Genomic DNA, 22,877 nt, shown 5'->3' with positions numbered 1-22,877 from the left:
CTTTAACTTAAGGAGAATCAATGAAGTTAGTTAAAATGAGTCTTGCAGCAGCAGTATTGCTCGGAGCAAGTGCGTTCGCAATCGACAATGTAAAAGTAAGTGGTGACGCTAAACTTTTCTACGGTACTAATGATATGGGTGATGCTAGTCTTTTTAGCAAAGGCGATGCTGTAAAAGCTCTTACTAATGGCGAAGGAAGCTATGCAGATACTGCACTTCGTGTTAGTGTTACAGGAGATTTGGCTAAAGGGATCTCTTTTGGTGCTACTATGTATGGAGTTAGTACTCTTGGTCTTGAAAACAACCTTGTAAGCAATACATGGACAGGTGCACATGGTATTGGACAAAACTCAAATACAGCGTTTGCGAAAAATGCAATTTCTGGTGGAGCACAAGTTAATGATGCTGGATGGATCGGTGAACTTTGGACAGCTGCTACTCTTGGAAAAACAACAGCAAAATTAGGTCGTATGTCACTTGACACTCCGTTAGCATTTACTGAAACATGGTCAATTGTTCCAAACACTTTTGAAGCTGCGGTTCTTATCAACCAAGATATCCCGGATACCACTTTGGTCGGTGCATGGGTAGGAAAAGGTAATGGTGGAATTCATACAGAATTAGCTGGAGCTGCTGTAGTCGGTGCTGATTTTGGTGTTGTGAATCAAGGTGGAACTTTTAATACATTTGTACTGGATGGCGCTTATGCAGCAGCTATCGTTAACAACTCTTTCAAACCACTTGTTGCACAAGCATGGTACTATAACGTAGTAGACGTTGCCGATGCTTACTGGTTACAAGCTGATTGGGATTGCCAATTAATCAAAGGTGTAAAAGTTGGCGTACAATATGCTGATATGTCACCAAAAGGAACAGGAATTGTAGTTGCTGGTAGTGATGACAGCAAAGCGGTTGCAGTTAAACTCGCATATACTGGTGTAGAAAATTTAAATGTTTCTGCAGCATATTCTGACAGAAATAAAAATGGTGGATTAAATGTTGCTAACGTTGCAACAACTGATGCACAATCTAAATTGTATACTGAGTCGTACTGGTCATATGGATTTGTTGGTGCTTCAGATGCAACAGCATGGAACCTAACAGCTGAATATAATGTAAAAGATATCGCTAAATTGGGTGCATACTATACAAATGTAAACACTGATTGGGCAAATAAATCTGGTGATTTGAGTGAAGTGGCTGTTACAGCTTCTAAATCATTCGGACCATTGGATACAACATTAGCGTATATCAATACAAAAGCTAATGATGCTAACAGCTACAATACTCTTCAAGCTTACCTAACTCTTAACTTCTAAGAGATATGTTTCGCTTTTCACCCCTCGTGGGGTGAATCCTCTTTGTTACTTTTTTTCTCCTCTTTCGTTATAATCACTCTATGAAATATTTTATCCGGTCCTTTTTATATACGTTTCTTATGCTCTTTTTGATTTCCCTGATCTCTTTTGGTGCGATTCATCTGGCGCCGAACAGTTTTATGGGAGGAGAACTCAATCCCAATATGACTCCCGAATCAATCGCCCAGCTGCGCGCTATTTACGGTCTCGATAAACCGCTTCTTCAACAGTATATGGATTGGATAGTTAATCTTTTAACCCTCAACTTTGGTATTTCGTTTGTCAGCGGAGCACAGGTCAGCGATGTAGTTGCGGATCGTCTCCCGGTAACACTCTGGATGAATGCCGTTGCTTTGGTCGTGACGTTTGTCATTTCATTGTGGATGGGGATTAAGGGAGCAATGAGTTATGGGCAAAAAACCGATAAAGTTTTAAATCAGATATCACTGCTTAGTTTCGCAATGCCATCCTACTATTTGGCATTGGTTGCGATGATGGTGCTCAGTGTTACGCTAGGGTGGTTTCCGATCGCAGGGATGCACTCTCTCGAGCCTCCGGAAGGGATCGGGTATTATCTCGATATGGCATGGCATTTGACGCTTCCTATAGCCGTTATGATCTTTGTAGGGATCGGAAGTTTAGCCCTATATATTCGTTCACTCGTGATTGAAATCCTCAAAAGCGACTACATCTATTTCGCACGTGCTCGCGGTATTGATGAGCGTAAGATTATCCGTTATTATATTTTGCCGAATCTACTGCCTCCAATCGTGACAATGTTGGGTCTTTCATTGCCGGGATTGATAGGCGGATCAGTGATATTGGAATCGATTTTTGGGATAGAGGGGATGGGTCAGCTCTTTTATCTCTCTGCAATGAGTCGGGATTATCCGGTGATTATGGGGATTTTGATGATGAGTGCGTTTTTGACGTTGATAGGGAATCAGATTGCAGATGCGGTTCTATTGAAGTTAAATCCGTTTGTGAGACGATAATATTCGTCATTCCCGCGAAGGCGGGAATCCAGCTAAAGGTATTAAATGAAACAGCCTGCTGTATACATTCTAGCGTCTCAGCCTAATGGAACACTCTATATTGGTGTCACTTCCAATCTCTCTAAACGTATTTATGAACATAAAAATCATCTATTAGAAGGCTTTAGTGATAAATATGATGTTGCTATGCTGGTATGGTATGAATTACACGAAACAATGGAATCGGCTATTAGCAGAGAAAAAGCAATTAAAAAATGGAACCGTAATTGGAAATTGAGAATTATTGAAGAGTTTAATCCCGAATGGAAAGATTTGTATGAAGGGATACTTTAAAGCTGGATTCCCGCCTTCGCGGGAATGACGGGTATCGTCATCCTAGGGCTTGACCCGGGGATCCATCCCTAAAGACAGCTGGATTCCCGCCTTCGCGGGAATGACGAAATCAGTTCCCGAAAAGCGCTTCGAGCGAGCTAAGCCCTTCTTTCTTCTCTTCTTGAGCTTTTTCACCCATTTGTGTCGTTCCACCCACTTCATTAAGCTCGATGGCATAGCCGGTCAGCATTGATGCAAGACGGATATTGATACCGCTTTTTCCGATTGCTTTAGACTTTTGATCACTCGGTAGGGTAACGATGGCCTTTTTGTCACCGTTTTCAGACTCTTCTACGACAACGGCACTGATGATTGCCGGGCTCATAGCGCGGGAAATGAAAAGTTCCGGTGAAGAACTGTATTCGACACAGTCGATGTTTTCTCCGCATAGTTCTTCGCTTACCGCATTGATACGGACACCGCGTACACCGACAGTCGCACCGATCGGATCGATTTGCGGGCGGTTAGTATAGAGGGCGATTTTGGCACGCTCTCCCGGGATACGGGCACATTTTTCGATAACGACGATGCCGTCTTTGATCTCAGGGACTTCAAGGGCCAAAAGCTCTTCGAGGAATTTAGGAGCGGTACGGGAAAGTTCCATCGAAATACCGCTGCTTTTATCGACATGAACACGGCGAACGAGTGCACTGACGACATCTCCGACTTTAAATTTTTCCCCTTTGATACGGCTTTTCATCGGTAATACGGCACGGATCTCATCGATTTCGATTGTGGTGTTTTGATCTCCGTCTACACGGGTGACACGCCCGGAGACGATTTGGTTGATTTTGCTTTTGTATTTGTCATAGAGTTCATTTTCCACGAGACGTTGGATATGAAATTCGATCTCACGGTGCAATGTTGCGAATGCGCTTCGTCCGTAACTCTCGATGTCGTGCTCCATTTGGAGCTGATCGCCGATTTCGGCTTCGTCGTCAATCTCTAACGCCGCAGTAATGCTCATATAAGCACCGACGTTTTCTCCCTCGATCTCAGGGGCATCATCGGCAACAACCGTGATGATTTGACGCAGTTTTACCTGTTTGGTTCGGTCATCGATATCGGCTTCAAAAGCGAATGTCGGATTGATAATTCGTTTAGCGGTTTGGATAAAGGAAGTTTTGATAGCCTCTTGGACGTTTTCGCGGCTAAGCCCTTTTTCATTGGCAATTGAATCAATAATGTCTAAAATATTTTCCATAGGACTATCCTCTTTTAGGTGGTAACTCATAAAAAATTGTGTTGGTTGGGAAAGCTTTTTTTATGAAGGATATGTATTATACATAAATTTCTCTTAATAGGATATTTATCATATCACCGCTATAATCCCCCTAATATCAAGAACTCTATCAAGGGAAATACCATGGAACTTAAAATCGCACGCAGCGAACACGACGCCAAACCAAAAAAAATCGACCTCAAAAAAATCACTGAAATGGTCGAAAAAAGCAATTCATCGATCCTCTATTTTGATCGTGAAAACTCACATAAAGATCTTCTTGCTCTTCAAGATCATTTCGAAAGCGAAGGGAAAAGTTTTTACATGCGTGAAGTCAAATACGGACTTTCCGCGAATGAATACATGTACGAGGTCCACATTTTATAATGGCCAAAAAACTTTTTATTGAGACGCTTGGATGCGCAATGAATGTGCGCGATTCCGAGCATATGATCGCTGAGTTGAATGCTCATGAAGGGTATGAACTCACCGATGACGCCGCTTTAGCCGATTTAATTCTCATCAATACTTGTTCAGTACGTGAAAAGCCGGTTCATAAGCTTTTTTCTGAGTTGGGTGTTTTTAACAAACTCAAAAAAGCCGATGCTAAAATCGGAGTATGCGGATGTACGGCATCGCATTTAGGGAAAGAGATTATCAAACGGGCTCCGTATGTTAATTTTGTTCTCGGTGCCCGAAATGTTTCAAAGATTGCGGATGTATTGCATCGGGATAAAGCGGTTGAAGTCGAAATCGACTTCGATGAATCGCAGTTTGCGTTTAAAGACTTCCGAAGCAGCCCGTATAAAGCCTATATCAATATCTCGATTGGTTGCGATAAACAGTGCACATTTTGTATTGTCCCAAAAACACGCGGTGATGAAATTTCTATCCCTGCGGATTTGATTGTTGCTGAAGCGCGTAAAGCGGTTGCTGGCGGAGCAAAAGAGATCTTCTTGCTCGGTCAAAATGTCAACAACTACGGACGACGTTTTTCGGGGGATAACGAAAAAATGAACTTTACTGAATTGCTTCGTCGTGTGAGTGCCGTTGAAGGGGTAGAGCGTATTCGATTTACCTCACCTCACCCTTTGCACATGGACGATGAGTTTATCGAAGAGTTTGCACGCAATCCGAAAATCTGCAAATCGATGCATATGCCGCTTCAGAGCGGATCGAATGATATTCTTAAAGCGATGAAACGCGGATATACCAAAGAGTGGTTTTTAAATCGTGCAAAAAAATTACGTGAGCTGGTTCCGGATGTGAATATCAGTACCGATATTATCGTTGCCTTTCCGGGTGAAAGTGATGCAGATTTCGAAGATACACTCGACGTAATGCGGCAAGTGCGATTTGAGCAGATTTTTAGTTTTAAATACTCTCCGCGTCCTATGACAGAAGCGGAAGGATTTACGAACACGATTGATTCGGAACTGGGTTCAGAGCGTTTGACTACGCTTCAGGCTTTCCAGGACACGATTCTTGATTCCATTACGGCAGGATTGATGGATAAAGAGATTGAGGTCTATTTTGAAGAGCTGCGAAACGACGGATATATAGCCGGACGAAGTGATAACAACATCATGGTGAAAGTCAAAGGCTCTGAAGAGTGGTTAGGCAAAATAGCCCGAGTGAAAATTACGGGAGTTTCGAGGTCTGTACAGTACGGAGAAATCATTGCGTAAACGTTTTCTGCGCTCTTTGGCGTTATGGTTGATTCCGCCGATTGGAACGCTACTGATCCGTTTTATTTATCTTACAAACAAAAAACAGTTTCATCTCCCTTCAATCATCCCCTCTGAGCCGGTGATTTTTGCCTTTTGGCATGGGGATCTTCTGCTTCAACCGTATCTCTATTATCAGTTTCGTGAATCTCCTAAAGCAAACGTTCTTATCTCGGATCATTTTGACGGACAAATAATCGCACGGATCATGCGCTATTTTAAGCTCGGAACGATTCACGGCTCAACAACGCGCGGCGGAGCTAAAGTACTTATCCAAGGGCTTAAATCCCTAAGTGAGGGATACGATATCGGGATCACTCCGGACGGTCCAAAAGGGCCTCGTCATGTGATGAGTGACGGAGTGGTGATCATGGCGCAAAAACGCAAAGCTAAAGTGATCGTTTACAGCTGTGTACCGTCTCGTTATTGGCAATTACCGAGTTGGGACCGTTTTACAGTACCTAAGCCGTTTGGAACGCTCGATTTTTTTGCTTCTGAGCCGATCGATCTTGAAGGGTTGGAGATGGAAGCGGCAAAGTCGATTATCAAAGAGAAATTGATGGAACATGCCCTCTGAAAACGAACTGCATCGTGCAAAAGAAGCATTTTTAAAATATCTTGACGGTATACGGGGATATTCGTCTCTCACGATTCGAAGCTATCATGATGCAATTGACGAGATGCTCCTGTATGCAGAGATACACGATGAAGCGGATATTCTCATGATCAATTTGATGCCGCTTCGGCTTCGTATCGCTCCTTTAAAATCCAAAACAATCGCTGCAAAACTCAGTGCGATCCGCAGCTTTGTCAAATATCTCCGCTCTCAGAAAAAAACGGTTGAATTACGTGGGGACGAGAGCGTCAAAACCCCGAAAACTCTCCCTAAGCCGGTATCACATGACCACATCATTCATGCATTGCAGTGTGCCGACCCAATGGCTCAATTGGCAATTACAATGCTGTATACCATGGGGCTTCGAATCTCTGAACTTACCAACTTGAGAGTAGATGATATATCACACGAATGGTGCCGAGTTCGGGGAAAAGGGGATAAAGAAAGGGATGTTCCGATGTTGGGTAATATCACGACAATGGTACAGACATATCAACGCATATCCCCCTCTAAAGCGTACGTTTTTGAGGCTAAAGGTGAAAAATTAAGCGAAAATAGTCTAAGATATATGATTACCAAGGCATTCGCAAAGGTTGGACTGAAAGTGACCCCTCATCAATTGCGTCATTCGTATGCTACTGAGCTGTTAAACAATGGGGCGCGTATTGCCGATGTTAGCGAATTATTGGGTCATGCAAGTATGGCTACGACACAGATTTATACCAAATTGGGAAACGCGCTAAAGATGGATCATTATCTCAAATCGCATCCACTATGCCATTCTCCTGAGGATTCTCAGTGATCAGCTGGCTGTATCAGAAAATTTTCATCGCTATTGTTTATGACGGCAATGCGTATGACATACGTGTCGTTACCCAAAAACAAAAAAAACTTATCAACAAACAGAGTAAGCGCTATGAAGGGGAGTCTGCTCTAAATGATGCCCTCTCTTTTGTCCATAAACAGATTGAAGAATCTCCGTTACACTATGTGGCATTGTTAAATCCATCCCCTCATCAAGGGGCATTTCCGAAATGTTTTTCACAAGGGGAAGATAATCTCCTAAACGGAACTACAACTCTTTGCCGTAATGAGAAATGGACTCTCTATACATCAGAGCGAAAGTTGGAAGAGCTGTTAAAACAGTATGCTCCGGTAGGACTTGATTTTCTTTTTTCACCTTTTTCAATCATTGAACGTTTTTTCGCAGATAAACTTACAGGGGGATTGGCCCTGTATGCGTTTGCACTGAAAGATTCGTTTAGTATTGCATTTTTCGAAGAAGGAAAACTTGAGTTTGCACATCACTATCCGATGCATCAAAACAGTGTTTCTACGATTGTCGAAGAGGGAAGTCCGGCAGGTTTTTCGCTCGGTGTTGACGAAGAGGAAAAAGACGAAAAAGGGATCAGCCTCGATGACATTGAAAGTTTGGATGATCTTGACATCATCGATGAATTGGATGATTTGAGCGATATTGAAGATTTGGATGCGCTCGAAGAGATTGTAGAATTCAGCGATGATGCTCCAACTTCGATTGAAAAACATGCTTCTGTTCCTCATGCCGATGAAGTTAAAGGGGAATTGGACCGTTTTAACGATGACTATGCCCGTTTTGAATTGATCGAAAAAACACTTTCAGATTTTTATGCGGGAGAATATTGCAAGAATAGATTTGTTGAAACAGTTTACATTGCCGACGCATATGGGAGCGGTACGGAGCTGAAACGATATTTGGAAGAAGAGCTCTTTTTAAACGTTCTTATTCGGCGTATTGATACTCTTGATACGGTGATATCCCTTGCTATAGATGAAGAGGAGGGGCTGTGAAACACAGTTTTATATCTCCTCGCCCTAAACGACTCATTAGCGGAGAATTGCGGCTTGTCCTTTTCTTTTTCGTTGTTACGATCATGATGTTGGTGGGAACTTATCTTTTCTTGCAATATACAACGTATGCTTTCGTGTATGAAAGAGAGAGCGTCTCTCAAAAAAAATCGGCATTGAACAAAGCAATCAATGAGATGGAAGAACGGATCGCAACGATTGAAGCAGAAGTTAAAACTGCCGATCAGATAACTACGGATAATACGGTTATGAAAGAGAGTATCCGAAATCTTTTTGATTTGGTTCCGGACGATATCACCTTGGATAAAGCGGAATTGGATGCATCATCGCTTATTTTATATGGGATGACACCGAACAAAGATACTTATGAATACATGTTACATGCACCGCTGAGATCCATCTTCCATCGAACCTACACAAGCTTTTATCCGGTTGAAAACGGATGGTATCGTTTTGTATCTTCGAATTATCTGGATGAAGATACCGCTGAGGAGATACAATGAATCGCCAAACCCTTTATATGGTGATCCTCTCATTCATCCTTTTATGCGCTGTTGTGGGCTTCTCTTTCTTACTGTTAATACCGAAGGGAAAAGAATACCGATCGCTTCGTTTGGAGAGTAAAAAAGAGTTTCAGCAACTCGAACTGGCCCAAAATAAATATGATAATATCGAAAGTCGACTCAAAGAGATAGAAACACAAAACGCTAAAACCATTACAGCATTTAATACCCATTTTAATCCGGATCAGTTTGAGCGGTTGTATAAAAAAGAGTTTTCGGATCTCTATTTGACCGAAGTGACAACCTTTGACAGCAACGGTACATTTAAAGTGTATGAAGTCAATGCAACGTCCAAAATCACGTCGCCGCAAAGTTTTTATACGTTTTTAGAAAATATCAATAAAAGCAAGTGGATTATCGGAGTGAATTTCCCGATTCATTTTGAACGGGACGGAGATAAAATACGTTCAAGTTTTACCATGCGGGTTCATAATAGCAAAGAAAGTAAGAAATAGTATTCTTACTTCATCCCTTTAGCACGCTCATGCGCTGCGCGGATCGCTTCCATACACCCATTGCGAACATTCCCTTTTTCCAGTGCACCGTAACCTGCGGCCGTTGTTCCACCCGGGCTCATAACGTTATCTTTTAAAATGGCGGGGTGAACGGTTTGGATTAGTTTGCCGAACCCTTCAAACAGTCCTCGCATCAGCACCATTGCATCATCGCGCTTCAACCCTTCTCGCACCGCTCCGTCACAGAGTGCTTCGGCGATTAAAGCCAAATAGGCAGGGCCGCTTCCGGCGAGGGCAGTAGCAATGTCAAGTTCTTTTTCACTGTTAAGCCACAATGTGGCACCGATGGTATTAAACAAAGCGATAGCATTGGTAGAAATTTCATTGTCTCCGACCAAAGATGTCATTGAAGCGCCGGCTTCCGCAGCCAGATTGGGCATGGCCCGGCAATAATGGTGTGCATGGACGCTTTTAAGAGCTGAAAGAGGGGTTCCGGCTAACACCGAATAGAGTGTTTGTGCGCTTCCTTTGAGAAGTGGAGCGATTTCACTGAGATTGGCAGGTTTGACGCATAAAATAACCGTTTTATTTGTAATGTCTGCATTGGCATACAAGGTCTTCTTGACCGGCACTCTGAGCTCTCGTTCAAACTGCTCCATAGCGCTCATACTGCGACCGATCACCTCAATCGTATTGGTTTCACATAGCCCTTTGGCAAGAGCAAGAGCCATTTTACCGTTACCGACAAAGGTGATGGATTTAGACATCGTCTGAGCCTTTGAGATAGTTTTTAATCGGGTCTGCAATTCCGAAATCGGCGCGGTTATCGATGATGATTTGAGCCATAGTTTGATTGTCTGTATTAAAAATGAGCGGAGCGACAAAATTGATGGTTGATTTTTCAATCGGTGTTTGCAAAATCATGATGTTATAAATGAGTAAATTGCTCTCGGGTGTAATCCCCATTAATGCCTGAAGGGATGAGGGGATATCAAAAGAGTATTCACGCAGAGCAAAAGGGTTGATCAGGGTAAAGGACGGCCCGTCTCCAATACTCTCAAGACGTAAAAATATTTCATCTATTTTTTGGAGTTCCATTTTGGAAACCGATTCGAAACCGAGTAACGGAAGCTTTAAATCAAACTGCATAACTACCTTCTTGTATCATAATGGTCTGATTTTAACACATGAAAGTAAAAAGTTTCAACTTATGGCAGAGGTGTTTAATTACTTTACGGTAAAATAGCTTCATAATTAAAAAATGTAGGTTTAACAATGATTAAAACGTGGTTAGTCGCGATGGCACTTCTTATCCTAATGACCGGATGCGGCAGCAAAGAAGTGGAAGAATATAACAAACCGGCAGAATATTGGTATGAAAAAATGGTTACTTCGGTTTCCAACGGGAATTTGGAAAAAGCGGACAGCTATTTCAGTTCTTTGCAAAGTGAACATATAGGGTCTCCATTTTTGGCAGAAGCGACTATGATTATGGCACAGGCACATATGGCGCATGATGAGTATTTGTTGGCCGAGCACTTTTTGGATGAGTATATCCGACGATACGCAACACCGGAAGGTCGTGAGTTTGCCGAATTTTTGAAAGTCAAAGCAAAATTTTTGGCGCTTCCGAACCCGGGACGGGATCAAGGATTGATTGATGAGACGCTAAAAGGGGTTGATGCTTTCAAAATGAATTATCCCTATTCGATTTATATCGCTCAAGTCAATACGATGGAAACACAATTGCAACTCGCTCGTGGGGTGCTCGATGAACAGATCGCCCAATTGTACGAACGTTTGGATAAACCGAAAGGTGCAGCCTACTATCGTTCTATGGCTCCGGTCACATGGATTAAACCGGATGAAGTGGTCAATGCGAATATTTCATGGTACCGTGAAATGTTCGAAGGAGACGGCAGCAGCAGCTGGTATGATTTTATGATCCCGAAAACACGTAGTGTTATCTCAATGGATGACAACGAAAGTAAATAAGATTTAAGGAATTTTTTTCAATGCAACTTAGTAACTACAGCTCTTTTCCGACAAATCTGCCGGTTATTGCGGAAGATGAACTTTTTTTATACCCGTTTATGATTTCACCGCTCTTTTTGAACGATGAAAAAAATATTGCAGCGGCAGCCGAAGCGATTGAAAACAATTCGCTCGTTATTGTATGCCCTGTAAAGCCGGAACATGAAGGCGAACGTGAGGGCGGCTCGATTTACGATGCCGGAGTCATCGGTTCGATCATGCGTAAAGTGGTTCTTCCCGACGGACGGATTAAAGTACTTTTTCAGGGACTCGCACGTGGGCATGTAATCGAAATGGTGCATGACAACCCGTTACGTGCTCATGTTGATCTGATTGCGTCACATGCAGTGAATGAACTGAAGATGGATGCAATTTTGGAAGTATTACGGGAAAAAGTGCGTGCCCTTTCACAGGTAAGCAGCTACTTCCCTCCTGATTTACTCCGTACGATCGAAGAGAATCACGAGTATAACCGAATCGTTGATCTCATCTGCAGCTCTATTAAAATCAAAAAAGAGAATGCTTACAAGCTCTTTATTGAGCGTGATCCTGAGAAGCGCTTTTTGATGTTGATCGATGAATTGATCGAAGAGACAGAAGCCAACAAACTCCAAAAAGAGATCCGCTCAAAAGTTCATACCCGTATCGAAAAAGTGAATAAAGAATATTTCCTCAAAGAGCAGCTCAAACAGATCCAAAAAGAGCTCGGAACCGATACGCATCGCGATGAAGAGATCGAGGAATTCCGTAAAAAACTCGAAGCCAAAAAAGAGAAAATGCATCCCGATGCCTACAAAGAGATCAACAAGCAGTTGGAACGCTTTGCGCGGATGCATCCCGACAGTGCCGATGCGGGGATGATTCAGACCTATCTCGAATGGGTACTGGAGATTCCGTACGGTGAAGAGGCAAAAAAAGCTCTTAACATCCATGATGTCGAAAATCAGCTCAACAAAGACCACTTTTCCCTCAAAAAACCGAAAGAGCGTATTTTGGAGTATTTCTCGGTCAAAGAACTGCTTGAATTGCGCGGTATTGCTGATAAAGAAGGGCGCGGAGCGATTCTTTGTTTCGCGGGCCCTCCGGGTGTCGGTAAAACGTCGCTTGCAAACTCGATCGCAACGGCACTAAAACGTCCGTTAGTACGGATCGCATTGGGTGGACTCGAAGATGTGAATGAACTGCGCGGGCATCGCCGTACCTATATCGGTGCAATGCCGGGACGTATCGTGCAAGGGGTGATCGAAGCGAAAAAGATGAACCCGGTTATCGTCCTCGATGAGATCGACAAGGTGGCAAAATCGCATCGCGGTGATCCGACGGCGGTATTGCTCGAGATCCTTGATCCGGAACAAAACACCCATTTTAGAGATTATTATCTCAATTTCAACCTCGATCTCTCCAAAGCGATTTTTATCGCTACGGCAAATGATGTAGGACAGATTCCGGGACCGTTGCGTGACCGTATGGAGTTTATCTCGGTAAGCTCGTATACGCCACAGGAGAAATTCCAAATCGCAAAACAATATCTGATTCCGCAAGAGTTGAAAAAACACGGTCTCAAACCGAGCGAACTTTCCATCTCAAAAACGGCGATGGCTGAAGTAATCGAAAAACACACACGTGAGGCGGGAGTCCGTAATTTACGCCGCCGTGTAGCGGATATCGTTCGTAAAGCGGCTAAAAAGATTCTCGAAGAACCGACGACTCAAAAAGTGAGTGTTACCCTTAAAAACCTCAAAGACTTTTTGGAAAAAACGATTTTTGAGATTGATCGTACCGACCATGTCGATCGTATCGGTGTCGTTAATGGGCTGGCTTGGACGGCAGTCGGCGGAGATGTTCTGAAAATCGAAGCAATCCGAATCAACGGGAAAGGGGTTCTTCAGCTCACCGGAAGTTTAGGGGACGTGATGAAAGAGTCGGCCCGCATCGCCCTCTCCGTCGTCAAAACCTTGATCGATGAGGGGAAAATCAGTGTGGATCACTCGATCATCCCTCTCTCACCGGCTGAGAGAGAAAGTGATATACCACTCGATGCGAGTGAAGTGTATAAACGTTTTGATCTGCATGTCCATGTACCAGATGGTGCAACCCCGAAAGACGGTCCGAGTGCGGGGATTGCTATGTCTACGGTTATTGCGTCCATTTTAGCCAATAAAAAAGTACGTGCCGATATCGCAATGACGGGGGAAGTGTCATTGACCGGAAATGTTCTTCCGATCGGCGGACTCAAAGAAAAACTGATTGCCGCACACCGTGCAGGGATGAAGCTGGCTCTTATTCCGCAGAAAAATTACGATCGTGATTTGAGTGATATACCCGATGAAGTCAAAGCAGCGATTGAAATCGTCGGTGTTAGTCGAATCGAAGAGGTGTTAGAGCGCCTTTTAATCGACGCATAACATCATAGGCCTTCGGGGCACCGTAAAGGTAGCCCCGCAGTTTTGAACTGATCTTTAAGCTTCTGCACTCTTCCTTAAACCCTTTATCCATGACAGCACTGTGCTCGTACGGGGCAATAAATGTATAGTGGGTATCGATAGAGACGACAAAACGTCTTCCGATAATATGCTCTCCTCCCCCTTTTAGTGCTTCTTTATCATGTTGGCTTAGCAGATATCCGTTTGTTTTCAAGAAAATATCAATACCGTAGAGAAGAGAACGGAATGAGGATGGGTTATGCGCATAGGAGAGCTGATCAACGGTTGTAAACTCCATTGCCTCAATCAATGCATCGTTATCTTCTTCCAGATAGCGGAAGCTTCTGCGAATTGCATCTCGGTATTCACGCATCATCGGTGCACTGTAGCGGTGGCGAAAAAAGTTACGGGTATAGCGTTCGTCCGCATTGCTCTCATCTATATGGTGAGGAATGTGGTGCGTATGAAGATATTCTTCGATCGATTCTCGATCCCATTCGAGCAGGGGGCGTAAAATGTCTATCCCGTCACGTTTGTCATGAGAACGGATTCCCAGCATCTCGGGTAAGCCTGATCCGCGGCACATCTGCATCATCAGCCATTCAAGCCGGTCATTGAGCTGGTGCGCGGTGAGGAGATAGCTATAGCCGTGTTTATCCATCAGATAGTTAAAAAATCGGTACCGTTCGTCACGTGCACGGGATTCAAAATTTGCACCGCCTAGATGGCATGAATGGGTATAACATTGCAATGCATGTTTTTCGGCTAAAGCGATTGCACTTGCCTCTTCGGCATCACTGGTTTCGCGGGTATGGTAGTTAACGTGAGCAATGTCAAAAGAGATATTATGCTCACAGAGCAGATGAAATAACGCGGTTGAATCGACCCCTCCGGAGAAGGCGAGGAGAACTTTCCCCTCTTTTAGAAGATCCAGATGGAGGAGATCAGACATCGCCCGTTACGGTAGCAAGAGGCCGTTTTTCGGCGAGTTCTGTGATACGGGCACGGTAGATTTTTCCAAAACTCAGTTCACCTTCGACCTCACGGTCGTTGACGTAGATTTCACCGTCCACATCCGGTGCCCAGAGCAGGGCACGTGCGCTGAGGAGGAACTCATGCTCGTCACTCTCTCCGTCGATGACGAGAGGAATCTCGTAACCCACGAGTTTTTGCAGACTCGCCAATTCAACATCTGAAGCGATTTTACCCAGCTTTTTAGCACGGGCATTGATCGTTTTAGAAGGGATTTTATCCTCCATTGTATAAGCACTGGTTCCCTCTTCATCCGAATAGCTGAAGACGTTGATACGGTCAAATCCAAAACTGCTAGCGAACTCTGCCATTTCGTTAAACATCGCTTCTGACTCTTGCGGATGGCCGACGATGAAACTGGTACGGATAAATGAAGACGGCAATGCTTTCATCGCATTAAGGAGTTCCAACGTTTTTTCTTTCCCGAATCCCCGTTTCATGATTTTCAACATCTCGTCGTTGATATGCTGGATCGGCATGTCAAAGTAGTTGTGGAAAACTTTCGAATCGCCGATGGTTTTGATCAGTTTCAGCGATGTTGTCGAAGGGTAGAGATAGAGGATGCGGGCACTTTTGACACCGTCGATCAGTTCGATCCGTTTGATGAGGTGGATGAGACCATCAGAAGTGTTTTGATCGCGCAGATACGAGCTGGAGTCTTGGGAGACAAAGCTGAAATCGTAATACCCTTTTGCGACAAGCCCTTCGACCTCTTTAGCGATACTCTCCAAATCGCGCGAGTGGAGTTTCCCTTTAAACGAAGGGATGGCGCAGAAACTGCACACTTGGTTGCATCCTTCGGAGAGTTTGATATAGGCGTGATACGTTGAACCCGTAACAACCCGTTCCGCACCGTCGATCAGATAGACTTCAGGGGTAAAACGGCTTTGTTTTGCGGCGAGAAGTTCATCGATTTTGTCGTAATCGCCGACACCGGTGAAGATGTCGACCTCTTTAAGCTCTTTGGAAAGTTCCTCTTTGTAACGTTCAGAGAGACACCCTGCCATAACGAGAACTGACTCTTTTTTACGTCCGGCATCGAGGTTGAAGATGGTGTTAAGCGACTCTTGTTTTGCCGCATCGATGAATCCGCAGGTATTGACGATAATGACATCTGCCTCATTGCTTGCATCGGTCATTTCAAAATCTTTAAGTCGACCTAACATGACCTCGGTATCGACAAGATTTTTAGTACAGCCTAATGAGACTATATGGAGCTTTTTGGACATTTACCAACCCTTGGATAATATAGTGCAATTATAGCCAACTGGAGGTTGAAGATGCTTAGACGAACCAATTATGATGAGATACCTTCATCCGAGATAACATCCGAGTCGATTTACCGTGAACGCAGGGAGTTGATGAAACTGGGTGCGGCAGCAGCGCTGTTGGGAACCTCACCGCTAATGGCGGCACTGGGATATGAAAAAGCCAAAAGCACTTTGGAACTAACGTCGTATGATCAAATTACGACGTATAATAATTTTTACGAGTACGGAACCGATAAAGAGTCCCCGGCAAAATTGGCCAAAAATCTTAAAACCCGACCGTGGACACTGCATATCGGAGGGGAAGTGCAAAAGGCGCAGACGCTTGATATCGATACACTGATCAAAAAGATACCGTTGGAAGAGCGAATATACCGTTTCCGGTGTGTCGAAGGGTGGGCGATGGTAGTACCGTGGGTCGGTTTCAGTCTCTCATCACTGTTAAAACAGGCCGGATTGACTTCAAAAAGCAAATACGTTGACTTTGAGACGCTCTTTGATCCCGTCCAATTTCCGGCACAACGGCAAACTTTTGGTAGTATTCCGTTTCCATACCGCGAAGGGCTTCGGATCGATGAAGCGATGCACCCGCTCACTATTTTGGCCGTGGGGCTATACGGTAAAGAGCTCTTGCCTCAAAACGGTGCTCCGATCCGTTTGGTTGTACCGTGGAAATACGGGTTTAAAAGTATCAAGAGTATTGTCAAAATTACCCTCAGCGAACACCAAACCCGTTCGACATGGAACCAAATAGGCCCGAATGAATACGGGTTTTATGCCAATGTCAATCCTGCTGTCGATCATCCAAGATGGTCACAAGCGCGCGAACGTGTGCTGGGTAAATTTTTTAAACAAGATACTCTAGCCTTTAACGGCTATGGGGCTAATGTGGCACATTTGTATAAAAATATGGATTTACGAAAGTTTTACTAAAGAGGATTTATGAGAATTTTGATTTGGATCGGTGCTCTGTTGCCGATTTTATATGCAGCCATCCGTTTTAGTGCTGATTTACATCCGGCATGGTTGAGCGATATATTTCTCTTCATCGAAGGATATATTCGTGTGGTTTTGACAAAAACACCCAATGATCCGCTTAAATTTTTGAGCGATCTTTGCGGAAACAGTGCGTTATGGCTTTTAGCATTAACGCTGCTTCTTTCACCGCTACGGAGCTATTTGAAAATCAATCTCCTGCCATATCGGCGTCTTTTAGGATTATTCGCATTTTTCCATGCCTTTATCCATGCGATGTTATTTATTGCCATCGATCAGCAGTTTAGTGTAACCGGTGTCATCCATGAAGTGACCACTAAACCGTTTATCGCATTCGGTATGGGAGCGTTTTTAATTCTTTTGATTATGGCGCTTACGTCAAGCAGAAAACTTTTTTCGAAATTCAAAGGGTGGCATAAACTGATCTATATTGCCGTGGTGTTGATTGCAGTTCATTATTTGATGAGTCATAAAACGGTTACACTGACCCATATTGCTGTGGTGGGAACTCTCTTTAGCCTTTTGGCTTTGCGGCTGCTGAAACGATGAAACACTACGATGTTATAATCCTTGGAGCGGGGGCAAGCGGACTTATGTGTGCCGCACAATTGCGAGAACATACTTCTCTAAAAGTCGCGATTATCGAGGGGAACAGCCGCCCCGCACTGAAGCTCAAAGCCAGTGGCGGAGGAAAATGCAACCTCACCAATGTCGAGGTGGATGAAACGCATTTTCTGGGAGATGCAAATTTGGTGAAAAATGCACTCTCCATATTTGGGCAAAAAGCACTTTTGGATTATTTTAAAGACGGCGGATTGCGTCCGGTGATCCGAAAAGATCGCTACTACTTCTGCCCAAAAAGCAGTGAGGAGATCATATCGATTTTACTCGGACGTGCTCAGGGAATTGATATGCTTTTGAACCACAAAATTCTCTCAGTTGAAGGAGAAAAGCCGTTTACGGTATCGACTGACAAGGGGAAGTTCCAAGCCGATCGTGTGGTAGTCGCAACGGGCGGTGCGAGCTACAAAGAACTCGGCGCGAGTGATATCGGTCTCAAAATCGCCCAACATTACGGTCTTAAAACGGTTCCGTTTGTTCCGGCTTTGGTAGGTCTGACGTTGCAGCCGAAAGAGTTTTGGATGAAAGAGCTCAGCGGGGTCAGTTTTCCTGCCCGTATCCATGTTGCGGGTAAAATGTTGGATGAAGATTTTTTGTTTGCCCATAAAGGGATCAGCGGTCTCGTCGTCCTTTCGGCTTCGCTTTACTGGCATCGCGGTGAGATAGTGATCGATTTTTTACCCGATTTTGATTTGGGAGCGATCAAAAATGAGAAGAAGCTTCTCAGTACTGCACTGCCGTTGCCAAAGCGGTTTATGAAAGGATTTCTGGATGCCGTCGGATTGGAAGATAAACCGTGCAACCGTTTGTCCGAAGCCGAACGTTCAACATTGGCTTTGATCCGCAATTACGCGATGGCCCCTTCCGGAACATTCGGCTTTAGCAAAGCCGAAGCGTGCCGCGGCGGGATTGCATGCGAAGAGATCGATCCGATGAATATGGAAGCGAAAAAAGTCAAAGGGTTGTATTGTATCGGCGAGACGGTCGATGTGACGGGAGAGTTGGGGGGATACAATTTTCAGTGGGCATTTAGCTCCGCGGTCGTTTGTTCCACTGCGATAATGAAACAGTGATATAATCGGTTCCAAAGCTTATAGAGTGAGGGACACTATGAAACGCCATCGTGTTGTTATCGTCGGCGGAGGATATGCAGGGGTTAAAGCACTCAAGATTCTGGCTGCGTCAGGCATCTGCGATATCGTATTGATCGATCAGCACCCCTATCATTTTTTACAAACCGATGCGTATGAATTGATCGCCAATGAGTGCTCAATGACGATGGTTTCGATCGATCTGGTTGCGCTTTGTCTGAGTTATGGTGAGCAAGTCCTCTACGTCAAAGACACCGTCCGTGAGATCGATTTTGAGAACATGCATGTTGTCGGAGAAAATTCGGGTCATTCGTTTGATTATCTATTGCTGTGTGCAGGGAGCCGTACTGCGTATCATAGCTCTGTCCCCGGACTGAGAGAACATTCACACGGGGTTAAAACGCTTTCGAACTCATTGGCATTCAAACAGCAGTTTGAACAGCGTTTGTATGAAAAAATGGAGAGTGAGGGGGGATGGCGCACCGAATCTTTCAATATCGTGATCGGCGGCGGAGGTCTCAGCGGCGTCGAAATCGCTGCGGAGATGGCGTTTTATATTCGTCAATTTCATTTAGACAATACACTCACCTGCGATAACATCCATGTTTTTTTAATCATACCCCATGAAAATGTTTTGGACGGAATTGAAGAGTATTTGGTCCAACAGGCAACAAAACGCCTTTTGCAGCTCGGGGTGAAAATCATCAATCACTCCCGTATTACATCGGTTGAAGAACATACTATGACTCTCAATGAAAAAGAGTCTGTTTATTTTGATTTTATGATTTTTGCCGGAGGGATTGTCGCTTCGACTTTGACATCGGCAATAGATGTTCCAAAAAATAAAAAAGGGCAATTAATCGTCGATGATTATTTAGCTCTACCTTCATGTGAGAAAGTATTTGTAGCCGGTGATATAGCTGAGTTACGCGGTAAAAAAGGCAATCTGATCCCTCCTACAGCCCAAAGTGCGGAACAAAGTGCTGAATATGCGGCAAAAAATATCTTAGCGTTAATGAAAAATGAAACTATGAGCCCAGTTGATTTACGGATGCGCGGAACCCTTATCGCATTGGGCGGAAAATATGCCAGTGTCTCTTTGCTGGGATGGATTCGATTCAGCGGTTTAGTGGGTTATTGGATAAAAACGATCGTGATGCGAAGCTACCGTTTTCGTATCCATTTGCAGTGTGCCAAAGGGGTTCAGCTGTTGCAAAAAAAGAAACCTTCATGCCGAAAGGGATTTTAATTTTTTCACAGTACAATATCACTATTAACTCATAGGAGTATGGATGATACTTTTAGCCGGACCGTGTGTCATTGAAAGTGAAGAGTCGATTTTTAAGATTGCAAAGTCGCTTGAGCGCTATCAAAATGATCCTCGCTTTGATTTTTATTTCAAATCGAGTTTTGATAAAGCCAATCGTACTTCACTAGAGAGCTATCGCGGACCCGGGATCGAAGAGGGACTTCGGATCTTACAAAAAGTGAAAGACGATTTCGGATACAAAATCGTTACCGATGTCCATGAAAGCTATCAGGTTCCGATTGCGGCTGAGGTTGTCGATATGCTCCAGATTCCGGCCTTTTTATGCCGTCAAACCGACCTGCTTGTAGCGGCGGCAAAAACCGATAAAATCGTCAATATCAAAAAAGGGCAGTTTATGACTCCCGCAGATATGCGTTTTTCAGTGGCTAAAGTGCTCAAAACACGCGGATGCGATGAGGTAAGTTACGAAGCATCTCAAAAATACGGTGTTTTGTTATGCGAACGCGGATCTTCGTTTGGTTATGGCAATCTTGTCGTCGATATGCGTTCATTAGTGATCATGAGAGAGTTTGCCCCTGTCATTTTTGATGCCACCCATTCGGTGCAGATGCCGGGAACGGGAACGGGCAAAACAGGTGGGGACAGCTCGATGGTTCCTCATTTGGCACGGGCAGCAGCAGCAGTCGGAGTAGACGGGTTTTTCTTCGAAACCCATTTCGATCCTGCATGCGCTTTGAGCGACGGCCCAAATATGCTAAAATTAGAACAACTTGAAGCGTTGAGTGAGACGCTATTACAAATCAATTCAGTCAAAGGAAATTAATTCATGAAAATTATCGAAGGACAACTAAGTGTTCGTAAAGATAAAAGAGTGGCAATCGTCAGTACACGATGGAACCATTTTATCGTTGATAGATTAGTCGAAGGGGCAAAAGATGCGTATGCACGACATGGGGGAAACAGTGATGATTTGACCCACGTTTTAGCTCCGGGTGCATTCGAACTTCCGATGGTGATCGAGCAGCTCCTCAGCAGCGGTAAATTCGATGCCGTTTGTGCATTGGGTGCCGTTATCCGCGGTTCGACTCCTCATTTCGATTATGTTTCGGCTGAAGCGACAAAAGGGATTGCAACGGTGAGTTTGAAACACAAAAAACCGGTATCGTTCGGACTTTTGACTACAGACACCATCGAGCAAGCAATCGAGCGTGCTGGGACCAAAGCAGGTAACAAAGGGTTTGAAGCGATGACCGTTGTGATCGAAATGCTTGATCTTTACGAAGAGATTGGTAACTAATGGCAACACGACATCAAGCCCGTATGGCGGTAGTCAGTCTTTTGTACGCGTATGATTTGGGAAATCAAAGTATTTCTGATTTCAGTGACGAGATCCTCGAAGAGAAAAAGATCCGTAACAAACAACGTGATTTTGCTCTTGATCTTTTTAAAGGGGTCATTGATCATTTGTCACAAGTGGACGAAGCGATTGATAAACATCTCAAAGATTGGGATTTTGACCGTTTAGGCTCAATCGAGCGTGCGACACTCCGTCTGGGAGCATATGAAATTATGTTTGGCGAACTCGATTCAGCGGTTATTATCAATGAAGCGATCGAAGTGATGAAAGCATTCGGGAGCGAACAGTCTCCGAAGTTTATTAACGGCGTTTTGGACGCAATCTCCAAAGATAAATAGGTTATTATGCGTCTCACTAAAGAACAAGCCCTCGATCTACTTCGTAACGGAGATCTTAAAGAACTCGGGAAAATGGCGACGGCTCGTAAAAAAGAACTTCATCCCGAGGGGATCACTACTTTTGTAGTTGACCGTAATATCAACTATACCAACGTGTGCTGGGTCGATTGTAAATTTTGTGCCTTTTACCGTCACGGCAAAGATGAAGATGCCTATGTCTTGACGTTTGATGAGATCGACCAAAAGATTGATGAATTACTTGAGATCGGCGGAACACAGATTTTGTTTCAAGGCGGCGTTCACCCTAAACTCAAAATCGAGTGGTATGAAGATTTGGTAGAGCATATTCATACCAAATACCCTCAAATTACGATTCACGGTTTTTCTTCCATCGAACTTGATTTTATTGCCAAAGTTTCCCATATCACGATACAAGAGTGTCTTTCGCGTTTACATGCCAAAGGATTGGCTTCGATTCCGGGTGCAGGGGCTGAAATCTTGAGCGACCGTGTCCGTGATATCATTGCTCCGAAAAAAATCGACAGTGAAGTGTGGCTAGAGGTTCACCGCGAAGCGCACAAACTCGGGATCAAATCGACTGCTACGATGATGTACGGTACGGTAGAGACCGATGAAGAGATTATTGAGCATTGGAACCTGATACGTGACCTACAAGACGAAACAGGCGGTTTCCGTGCCTTTATAATGTGGTCGTTTCAAGGTCAGAATACTCAGCTCATGGAAGAGTATCCGGAAATCGAGAAACAATCCTCGAACCGTTATTTACGCCTTTTGGCAGTATCGCGTCTTTTCTTGGATAATTTCCCGAATATCCAAAGCTCATGGGTAACGCAAGGGCCATACATCGGTCAAATGGCATTGCTTTACGGTGCAAACGATTTGGGTTCGACAATGATGGAAGAGAATGTTGTCCGCAGTGCGGGCGCAGGGTTTCGTATGGCAAAAGACGAGATGGTTCGTCTCATCCGAGATATCGGCGAAACTCCGGCGATTCGCAACACAGCGTATGATATATTAGAGAAATTTGCGTGAGTAACATAAAGTTAAAACGCCAAAGGAGCAAAGCCCCTTTGGGCTACGCTAACGCTGTGTTCTCCTCGGCGGAGAGCCCACGCGCAGTGAACCGCGCTTTTGGCAGACTTCTTTTTTTCACGATTTTATTATTAGGGCAAGCACTTATGGCAAGCACATTGGATTTTGTTGAGGTTAAAGGGGTAAAAGTACCCGTTATTTTCGAAGAGGATAAACGGCTTCCGATTGTATCGATGCA

Annotated in this window: 25 protein-coding genes and 1 pseudogene; 21 read left to right on the top strand and 5 right to left on the bottom strand. The window is 44.2% G+C overall.

Going from position 1 to position 22,877, the window contains the following annotated elements; all coding sequences use genetic code 11:
• Window positions 1–20 precede the first annotated feature (20 nt).
• The 3 genes from PHP90_RS07395 to PHP90_RS07385 all read left to right on the top strand — a co-directional run bounded on the left by PHP90_RS07395 (window position 21) and on the right by PHP90_RS07385 (window position 2,686).
• A complete protein-coding gene (locus tag PHP90_RS07395; RefSeq protein WP_299927569.1) occupies window positions 21–1,319 on the top strand; it encodes an OprD family outer membrane porin in 1,299 nt (432 codons plus the stop codon).
• 80 nt (window positions 1,320–1,399) lie between these two features.
• Entirely contained in the window at window positions 1,400–2,353 is a 954-nt protein-coding gene (locus PHP90_RS07390; RefSeq protein WP_299927566.1) for an ABC transporter permease, read from the top strand.
• Between the two features lie 45 nt (window positions 2,354–2,398).
• On the top strand, window positions 2,399–2,686 hold the full coding sequence (locus tag PHP90_RS07385) for a GIY-YIG nuclease family protein (RefSeq protein WP_299927562.1): 288 nt from the start codon (window positions 2,399–2,401) through the stop codon (window positions 2,684–2,686).
• Between the two features lie 109 nt (window positions 2,687–2,795).
• On the opposite strand, the gene nusA is transcribed toward PHP90_RS07385, so the two are convergent.
• A complete protein-coding gene (nusA, locus tag PHP90_RS07380) occupies window positions 2,796–3,929 on the bottom strand; it encodes a transcription termination factor NusA (RefSeq protein ID WP_299927560.1) in 1,134 nt (377 codons plus the stop codon).
• Between the two features lie 162 nt (window positions 3,930–4,091).
• On the opposite strand from nusA, the gene PHP90_RS07375 reads away from it, so the two are divergent.
• The 7 genes from PHP90_RS07375 to PHP90_RS07345 are packed head-to-tail and all read left to right on the top strand — an operon-like array spanning window position 4,092 to window position 9,156.
• On the top strand, window positions 4,092–4,334 hold the full coding sequence (locus PHP90_RS07375) for an HP0268 family nuclease (protein WP_299927557.1): 243 nt from the start codon (window positions 4,092–4,094) through the stop codon (window positions 4,332–4,334).
• A complete protein-coding gene (gene miaB / locus PHP90_RS07370) occupies window positions 4,331–5,635 on the top strand; it encodes a tRNA (N6-isopentenyl adenosine(37)-C2)-methylthiotransferase MiaB (protein ID WP_299927595.1) in 1,305 nt (434 codons plus the stop codon). The genes PHP90_RS07375 and miaB overlap by 4 nt, the downstream gene beginning before the upstream one ends.
• On the top strand, window positions 5,628–6,251 hold the full coding sequence (locus PHP90_RS07365; RefSeq protein WP_299927554.1) for a lysophospholipid acyltransferase family protein: 624 nt from the start codon (window positions 5,628–5,630) through the stop codon (window positions 6,249–6,251). The genes miaB and PHP90_RS07365 overlap by 8 nt, the downstream gene beginning before the upstream one ends.
• On the top strand, window positions 6,241–7,092 hold the full coding sequence (locus PHP90_RS07360; RefSeq protein ID WP_299927551.1) for a tyrosine-type recombinase/integrase: 852 nt from the start codon (window positions 6,241–6,243) through the stop codon (window positions 7,090–7,092). Before PHP90_RS07365 ends, PHP90_RS07360 begins: the two co-directional genes overlap by 11 nt.
• Window positions 7,089–8,120 carry a hypothetical protein gene (locus PHP90_RS07355; RefSeq protein ID WP_299927548.1) on the top strand — a complete coding sequence of 344 codons (1,032 nt, stop codon included), beginning with the start codon at window positions 7,089–7,091 and terminating at the stop codon, window positions 8,118–8,120. The genes PHP90_RS07360 and PHP90_RS07355 overlap by 4 nt, the downstream gene beginning before the upstream one ends.
• Window positions 8,117–8,641, top strand: coding sequence for a hypothetical protein (locus tag PHP90_RS07350; protein WP_299927545.1), 525 nt, complete (start codon window positions 8,117–8,119; stop codon window positions 8,639–8,641). The genes PHP90_RS07355 and PHP90_RS07350 overlap by 4 nt, the downstream gene beginning before the upstream one ends.
• On the top strand, window positions 8,638–9,156 hold the full coding sequence (locus PHP90_RS07345) for a hypothetical protein (RefSeq protein WP_299927542.1): 519 nt from the start codon (window positions 8,638–8,640) through the stop codon (window positions 9,154–9,156). Before PHP90_RS07350 ends, PHP90_RS07345 begins: the two co-directional genes overlap by 4 nt.
• Before the next feature lie 5 nt (window positions 9,157–9,161).
• On the opposite strand, the gene PHP90_RS07340 is transcribed toward PHP90_RS07345, so the two are convergent.
• Together PHP90_RS07340 and fliW are read right to left on the bottom strand one after the other, a co-directional pair.
• Window positions 9,162–9,923: a pyrroline-5-carboxylate reductase gene (locus PHP90_RS07340; RefSeq protein WP_299927539.1), complete on the bottom strand. Its 762-nt coding sequence runs from the start codon at window positions 9,921–9,923 to the stop codon at window positions 9,162–9,164.
• A complete protein-coding gene (gene fliW, locus PHP90_RS07335) occupies window positions 9,916–10,305 on the bottom strand; it encodes a flagellar assembly protein FliW (protein ID WP_299927536.1) in 390 nt (129 codons plus the stop codon). The genes PHP90_RS07340 and fliW overlap by 8 nt, the downstream gene beginning before the upstream one ends.
• 126 nt (window positions 10,306–10,431) lie before the next feature.
• Here fliW and bamD point away from each other — a divergent pair, with 126 nt between their 5' ends.
• A complete protein-coding gene (gene bamD / locus PHP90_RS07330; RefSeq protein ID WP_299927534.1) occupies window positions 10,432–11,151 on the top strand; it encodes an outer membrane protein assembly factor BamD in 720 nt (239 codons plus the stop codon).
• A 20-nt stretch (window positions 11,152–11,171) separates the two neighbouring features.
• Window positions 11,172–13,595 (top strand): endopeptidase La, encoded by a 2,424-nt coding sequence (gene lon / locus PHP90_RS07325; protein WP_299927531.1) that lies wholly within the window; start codon window positions 11,172–11,174, stop codon window positions 13,593–13,595.
• Here the strand turns inward: lon and tilS are convergent.
• Window positions 13,549–14,565: a tRNA lysidine(34) synthetase TilS gene (gene tilS, locus PHP90_RS07320; RefSeq protein ID WP_299927528.1), complete on the bottom strand. Its 1,017-nt coding sequence runs from the start codon at window positions 14,563–14,565 to the stop codon at window positions 13,549–13,551. The genes lon and tilS overlap by 47 nt on opposite strands.
• On the bottom strand, window positions 14,558–15,874 hold the full coding sequence (rimO, locus tag PHP90_RS07315; RefSeq protein WP_299927525.1) for a 30S ribosomal protein S12 methylthiotransferase RimO: 1,317 nt from the start codon (window positions 15,872–15,874) through the stop codon (window positions 14,558–14,560). Before rimO ends, tilS begins: the two co-directional genes overlap by 8 nt.
• Before the next feature lie 51 nt (window positions 15,875–15,925).
• Here rimO and msrP point away from each other — a divergent pair, with 51 nt between their 5' ends.
• From msrP to PHP90_RS07270, 9 genes and pseudogenes are all read left to right on the top strand, one after another.
• The gene (gene msrP / locus PHP90_RS07310; RefSeq protein WP_299927522.1) at window positions 15,926–16,846 is read left to right on the top strand and encodes a protein-methionine-sulfoxide reductase catalytic subunit MsrP; all 921 of its coding nucleotides are present in this window, start codon (window positions 15,926–15,928) and stop codon (window positions 16,844–16,846) included.
• 9 nt (window positions 16,847–16,855) lie between these two features.
• Complete coding sequence (locus tag PHP90_RS07305; RefSeq protein WP_299927519.1) at window positions 16,856–17,458, top strand: ferric reductase-like transmembrane domain-containing protein; 603 nt, start codon at window positions 16,856–16,858, stop codon at window positions 17,456–17,458.
• The gene (locus tag PHP90_RS07300; RefSeq protein WP_299927516.1) at window positions 17,455–18,603 is read left to right on the top strand and encodes an aminoacetone oxidase family FAD-binding enzyme; all 1,149 of its coding nucleotides are present in this window, start codon (window positions 17,455–17,457) and stop codon (window positions 18,601–18,603) included. Before PHP90_RS07305 ends, PHP90_RS07300 begins: the two co-directional genes overlap by 4 nt.
• Before the next feature lie 37 nt (window positions 18,604–18,640).
• Window positions 18,641–19,870: an FAD-dependent oxidoreductase gene (locus PHP90_RS07295; protein ID WP_299927513.1), complete on the top strand. Its 1,230-nt coding sequence runs from the start codon at window positions 18,641–18,643 to the stop codon at window positions 19,868–19,870.
• A gap of 43 nt (window positions 19,871–19,913) precedes the next feature.
• Entirely contained in the window at window positions 19,914–20,714 is an 801-nt protein-coding gene (kdsA, locus tag PHP90_RS07290) for a 3-deoxy-8-phosphooctulonate synthase (protein WP_299927510.1), read from the top strand.
• 3 nt (window positions 20,715–20,717) lie between these two features.
• The gene (gene ribE, locus PHP90_RS07285) at window positions 20,718–21,188 is read left to right on the top strand and encodes a 6,7-dimethyl-8-ribityllumazine synthase (protein WP_299927508.1); all 471 of its coding nucleotides are present in this window, start codon (window positions 20,718–20,720) and stop codon (window positions 21,186–21,188) included.
• A complete protein-coding gene (gene nusB / locus PHP90_RS07280) occupies window positions 21,188–21,586 on the top strand; it encodes a transcription antitermination factor NusB (protein ID WP_299927505.1) in 399 nt (132 codons plus the stop codon). The genes ribE and nusB overlap by 1 nt, the downstream gene beginning before the upstream one ends.
• Before the next feature lie 6 nt (window positions 21,587–21,592).
• Window positions 21,593–22,639 (top strand): dehypoxanthine futalosine cyclase, encoded by a 1,047-nt coding sequence (locus PHP90_RS07275; protein WP_299927502.1) that lies wholly within the window; start codon window positions 21,593–21,595, stop codon window positions 22,637–22,639.
• A gap of 38 nt (window positions 22,640–22,677) precedes the next feature.
• Window positions 22,678–22,877, top strand: a pseudogene (locus PHP90_RS07270) (insulinase family protein); the annotation flags it as partial.

The organism is Sulfuricurvum sp. (genome assembly GCF_028712165.1).
In the GTDB taxonomy this organism is placed as follows: domain Bacteria; phylum Campylobacterota; class Campylobacteria; order Campylobacterales; family Sulfurimonadaceae; genus Sulfuricurvum.
This window is presented reverse-complemented; position numbering and strand designations above follow the sequence as displayed.